4 protein-coding genes and 2 tRNA genes are annotated in these 6,000 nt (G+C 51.7%); all 6 read right to left on the reverse strand.

The genetic code is table 11. The annotated features are described in order from the left end of the window. Nucleotides 1-119: 119 nt before the first annotated feature. Complete coding sequence (locus PSTEL_RS22905) at nt 120-737, reverse strand: zf-HC2 domain-containing protein (protein ID WP_038698949.1); 618 nt, start codon at nt 735-737, stop codon at nt 120-122. Between the two features lie 119 nt (nt 738-856). Beyond that, nucleotides 857-1,423 (reverse strand): RNA polymerase sigma factor SigW, encoded by a 567-nt coding sequence (gene sigW, locus PSTEL_RS22910; protein ID WP_038698951.1) that lies wholly within the window; start codon nt 1,421-1,423, stop codon nt 857-859. Nucleotides 1,424-1,602: 179 nt separating this feature from the next. Further along, on the reverse strand, nt 1,603-4,395 hold the full coding sequence (ppc, locus tag PSTEL_RS22915) for a phosphoenolpyruvate carboxylase (protein ID WP_038701545.1): 2,793 nt from the start codon (nt 4,393-4,395) through the stop codon (nt 1,603-1,605). A 320-nt stretch (nt 4,396-4,715) separates the two neighbouring features. Continuing rightward, nucleotides 4,716-4,874 (reverse strand): stalk domain-containing protein, encoded by a 159-nt coding sequence (locus PSTEL_RS27255; RefSeq protein WP_245625014.1) that lies wholly within the window; start codon nt 4,872-4,874, stop codon nt 4,716-4,718. Between the two features lie 863 nt (nt 4,875-5,737). Continuing rightward, a tRNA-Gly gene (locus tag PSTEL_RS22920) sits at nt 5,738-5,811 on the reverse strand. A gap of 15 nt (nt 5,812-5,826) precedes the next feature. After that, nucleotides 5,827-5,900, reverse strand: a tRNA-Pro gene (locus PSTEL_RS22925). Between the last annotated feature and the right edge of the window lie 100 nt (nt 5,901-6,000).

Consider the following 6,000-nt stretch of genomic DNA (forward strand, 5'->3'; position numbering starts at 1 on the left):
AGGGGAATCTCATCCACCTTATTTGTAAATGAAAGTAAGCCTGAACGACCAAAAAAGCGCCGTCTTTTCCCTTGAGAAAAAGAGGCGCGGCATCCCGTTATGTACGACGGCCGCCCCCCTTAGCGGTAGGCGACGTCGGTGAACATATTGGTAACTTTATACCAAATCCAGCTGAGCGCTTGGTCTATGCTTTTGACCTGCCCGGAAATATGGGCGGTGGACGCCTGGTAGAGCGAGCCGTCGATCACGGTCACATCCCCGTTGACTTCCCCGTATACCTGAGTCTTGCCGTTCTCGACCGTAAGGTTTCCGGATACCTTCTTGCCGGAAGGGACGATAACGGTATCTCCCTGGATCACAACCTGGTCCAGGTCATTGCCTTTGACGACCAGTTGCCCGTTATCCTGGTTCCACACGGTGAGCGAGCTCATCAGCATGACCAGCAGAAACACGGAGGCGGCTGTGAGAGCCGGATGACGCTTCACCCAAGCGATAAATCGTCTTTCCTTCTTGGAGGACGGCAGAGCGCCCATAATGCGTCCTATCAGGTCATCCGAGGCTGCGGGAGGCTGATGCATCAAGGAGAACAGCAGCATATCCGTCTGTTCCAGTTCCTTGAACTTCGCTCGGCAATCCGTACAGGATAGAAGATGCTCCTTCAAGTCCCGCTGCTGCTGCTGGGGCAAGTCGTCGTCCAGGTAATCATGCATCATAGAGACGGCCAGTTTGCATTCCATAGGAGCCAATCCTTTCATCGTGCTATTTCATAGAGCCTCATGCACCCCCGGGTGCACAAGACCATCTTAACTTTCATACGTATCAGGTTAATCCGAGTTTCACAAAAATGCGGAGTCCGCTACATTCGCGGCCCTAATTTTTTGCGCAAAAATTCACGGCCCCGATGCACCCGTGTCTTGATTGTCGTTACCGGCATATCGAGCACGTCGCTGATTTCCTGAAGCGATAAATCCTGCAAATACCTTAATATCATCACTGATCGGTATTTGACCGGCAATTCATCGATCGCCTGATAAATCGTACTCTGCGTCTCTGACAGCAGCAGCTCCGTCTCCGGCGTAACGTTATCGCTCGGAATCAGGGAATAGCCGTCCGTTCCTTCCTGGTCGCCAAGTTCCGCATCCAGCGAATAAGTAGGTCTTCGCTTTCGGAGCCGGTCGATGCAGAGATTGGTCGCGATCCGGTAGATCCAGGTCGAGAACTTCTGTTTCTCATCGTAGCGGTCCAGATTGCGGTAGACGCGAAGAAACGTCTCCTGGACAATATCCTCCGCTTCATGGCGGTTATTCAGCATCCGGTAGCCCAGATGATAAATTTTGTCTTTATATAATTCGACAAGCTCGGCAAATGCCCGCTGGTCGCCCTTCAGGGCGAGCTTAGTCAATCGGCCTTCCAAATTATCCACCAGTTAATTCCCCCAGACTTGCCGCCCAGGCATGTCTGAGCAACACCCGGAATCACGGTACAAGTATCTAAATCGTAATTCAACGGCTCTTAAAAATCAAGACTTTACCGGGACAAATCGGAGAAGCCAAAAAGCCCGCCCTCCCATACAGGAAGGCGGGCATGTAGAGCCGCAAGCAATCAGCCGGTATTCCGGAGGCCCGCAGCAATTCCGTTGATCGTGAGCAGCACCTCGCGCAGAAGCTCAGGATCATCCTGCTCCTGTTCGCGCAGCGCCCGAAGCTCCGTAAGAAGCTGAACCTGCAAATAGCTAAGAGGATCGACATAAGGATTCCGCAGCCGGATGGACTCCTGGATGACCGGAACGTTGTCCAGAATATCCTGCTGCCCTGTAATCTTCAGGATGAGCTCGGAGGTCAGACGGAATTCCTGTTCGATCTGTCCGTAAATCCGTCTGCGGGCCTCTTCATTCTTGCCCATTTCGGCATATTCCTTGGCGATGATAAGATCCGCCTTGGCAATCGCCATCTGGAGCGTATCAACCAGGCTTGTGAAGAAAGAGAAATGCTCATACATATGCTGAAGAATCTTGAGATTCTCTTCCTTATTATCATAGAAGCTCTGCAGTCCCGTTCCCGCTGCATACCAGGCGGGCAGCAGATAGCGGCTCTGTGTCCAGGAGAATACCCACGGAATCGCCCGCAGATCCTCGAAGCGGTCGCTGTTCTTGCGCTTCGAAGGACGGGAGCCGATATTCAGCTCGCCGATTTCCGGAAGCGGCGTGGATTCCTTGAAGAAGCTCAGGAAATCCGGATCGCGGAAGATCAGATCCTGATACTTGTTCAGCGACACCTCGGAAATCTCCCGGCAGATTTCTTCCCATTTGTCCTCGTACAAATCACTGTGCGGCGTCCTAGCGTTGATCGCCGCGATCACGAGCGCCGAAGTGGCCTGCTCCAGGCTTCGGTAGGCAATACCCTTCATGGAGTAGCGGGAGGAAATAACCTCGCCCTGCTCCGTGATCTTGATTCCGCCACCGATGGTCGAAGCCGGCTGGGCAAGAATGCTGCGGTTCAGCGGCATGCCGCCTCTTCCGAGCGCTCCGCCGCGGCCATGGAAGAATTTCAGCTTGATGCCGAATTCGTCGGCCATCGCTGTCAGACCCTTCATGGCAATGCGCAGTTCCCAGTTGGCGGTAACCACGCCGCCGTCCTTGTTGCTGTCCGAGTAGCCCAGCATAATCTCCTGAAGATTGCTCATGGCTGTAACAGCTTGCCGGTAGACCGGAAGCCCGAAGATTCTGCGCATGATATCCGGAGCCGCATGAAGATCGTCGATCGTCTCGAACAGCGGAACGGCCTGAAGCGTGCAGGTGACGCTGCCGTCATTTTCCATACGGAACAATCCGACTTCCTTGGCGAATACCATAACCTCCAGAATATCGCTCGCGGCCTCAGCCATACTGATCAGGTAGCTGGTAATGCAGTTCTGTCCGTATTCCGTCTGCGCTGTATGAATGGTACGGTAGACGGCCAGGCACTCCTGCGTGCTCTCGCTGTACTCCTGATAAGGGGAGGTCAGCGGACGCGGATCATGCAGCAGCTTCTCCAGCAGCTCAATCTTCTCGTCCTCCGAAAGCTTGGAGTAGTCCGGCGTGATGTCCATTTTCGCCAAAATCTCTCTCATCGCATTCTCATGTTCCTGGCTGTGCTGACGGATGTCGAGCGTTGCGGTATGGAACCCAAACAACTCAACCTGGCGGACCAATTTCTTGATATAGGTATCCGCAACATAATCGGCAAAGTGATGCCGCAGACTGCGGTCGATAATGTTCAAATCTTGGATAAGCTCGTCAGGCGATGCGTAACGTTCTAGCGAACCCTTCTTCTCGTCGTCCAGCACGTTCTGTATCTTCGAGATCATGTAGCTGAGCTTAATCCGGTAAGGCTCGTTGGCGTTCCGCCACGCGTCTCCGCGCTCCAGCTTGATGATCGCCTTGTCTTTCTCGATCGATTCCAGCAGTTCCGGCGTTACCTTCACGATGCTGGTGCTGAAGCTCAGGTACTGAATCAGTTGGCGCATGATGCGCTGGTATTCCCGTACAGCCAGAATGCGCTGCAGTCTCAGCGTCTGGAGCGTTACCGACGAGGTCACCGAAGGATTGCCGTCACGGTCGCCGCCGATCCAGGAGCCAAACCGCAGATACGTCGGAACATGCCAATTCTGGCCCGGATAGTATTTGCTTAAACATCGCTCCAGTTCTTGATAGACGTCCGGCAACACATGGAAAATCGTCTCATGGAAGTAATACATCCCGTTCCGCACTTCGTCAAGCACCGTCGGCTTGCGGTCGCGCAGCTCATCAGTCTGCCAAAGCGTAATAACCTCGTTCAGCAGCTTCTCGCGAAGCTGTTCCCGTTCCCGGTAAGTCAGAGTCGGATCGTCCAGCCCCGTTACATCATCCGCAATCCGTTTATGGATATCCAGAATCGCCCGGCGCATCGCTTCCGTAGGATGAGCAGTCATGACCAGCTCCAGCGACAGGCCGTTTACGATCTCCCATACTTCCTTGGGGGAGAAATCCCGTACCCGCAGTTCCTGAATCGCGCTCTCGATGGACCCTGGCTGAACGGTTTCGCCCGCGGAGCGCTCGTAGTCTCTTTTGCGGCGAATCCGGTGGTTCTGCTCGGCGATATTCACCAGCTGAAAATAAATGGCAAAAGCCCGTATCACCTGGTGCCTGTTCTCCGAATCCAGGGAATTGATTAACTCCTTAAATTCACTGTGCAGTTCAGGCAAGAACACTGAGCGCAACGATTTACTGGTTTCCCGGATTTTCTCCACGATCTCAAGCAGTTCATTTCCGCCTTGATGTACCAGAACCTCGCCCAAAATGTTCCCCAGGAACCGTACGTCTCGCCGCAGCAGGTTATTGGAGTTGACTTTGCCTGCGGTAGTCGTAAGTTCGGTCATGCTGTTCCCCCCATCCTTCTTCCGTTTCAATGTCTCATACCAAGTCATGTTTGAAGCTTTCCTCATATCATACAATAAATCGAACCGAAATTCCTCAACTTTCTTCCGCGGTGAAGCGCCATAGTCTTTTAAGATTATACATCAAGATGAGTAATTATACAGGTATATTTTTTTACATTTCTTTTAAACTATCGAGGAAATCGCTTAAATCGTTCTCATATCGTTATGGAAAAAGGGGTGCAGCCGACCGATTCGGCAGTTTTTATGCAAAAAGAGCGTGAAACTCATCTAAAAAAAGTTTTATTTTTTCTGCAAATTCATCATTTACTTGACCTTGTTTCGACTTGGATCTCAACTGTTCTTGTCTTCGGATCGTACAGAATGCTTCCGCCCAGCGCTTCGGCCAGCGCTCTTGCCGGTACATAGGTCACGCCCTGCTCCAGTATGCCATCCGCCGACTTCACTCCGTTAACCTTCACCGATTTAAAACGGAGGCAATGAGGCTCTGATGGAGGCTCTATTTCAATACGGCTCACCCCATACTACAAGCTAGTGCTAAGCTCATTACGAGGGTATGCGCTACAGGTTCACTGTGTGGGAAGCTGCAGATCTCCTATATAAAACGACCCGAATAACGTTAAAGTGGTCATTGCCAACATAAGGAGGAGATCGTTGTGCTTGTAATAGAGGTGAAACAGCTTATTTACCTGGACTCTGGAGCCTGTACAGCAGAGTGACAATCCCCGCCCCCCGTGAGCAGCGGAATGTAACCGATGGTGAGAAGCGCCTCGAACACCGTCTTATCCCATGCCCGCAGTCTCACAAATCAAGCAATTGCTTCCGCTTCAAGCTATTCCATTAACCTGAATTTTACTATGTACATCGAGTATCGACTTTTCAGCGGCACATTCATCTCTTCATCGACTTCGTCTTAGACATCCTCCAAGGCTCTACGAGACCGGCTGACAGTCTGCTATCCCGTACCGGCATAACTCCATCCAAATGCTCTCTAATGGCCATGTCGGAAAAGAACAGTCGCTCTAAGCTCTATCTCTATATAGAAATGGGCACCCTCAGCCGTCCCCGGTCCAGAATAACCTCAAACGCTTGATTCCCCCTCCAACTGATCGCCGCTGAATACGACTCCAGAGGATATCACTTCCGTAATCCAGTTTTACTGAAGCAGCGCTTTCTATTCGTACGTTAGAACCTTAAACCGAACATACATTCGTATATTTGTGTTGAGATGTCGCCTCTTCGCCCCAGTTGTTGAAAAGGTCTGATAAACACAAAAAAACCCTTACCGAATGTAAGAGCAGCTGAAAGACTATAGTGTATAAGATGGAGCGGGTGATGGGAATCGAACCCACGCTATCAGCTTGGAAGGCTGAAGTTCTACCATTGAACTACACCCGCATAGCTAAGAAAGAATCGGGATGACACGATTCGAACATGCGACCCCCTGGTCCCAAACCAGGTGCTCTACCAAGCTGAGCTACATCCCGTTACTAATAATTTAAATGGCGCGCCCTGAGAGATGCGGAAACTTCGTGTCCGACTGCGTAGTAGTCCTAACGAAGCCTATGCTCCGACGAACTCTTTCGT

The organism is Paenibacillus stellifer (genome assembly GCF_000758685.1).
GTDB lineage: Bacteria > Bacillota > Bacilli > Paenibacillales > Paenibacillaceae > Paenibacillus_AQ > Paenibacillus_AQ stellifer.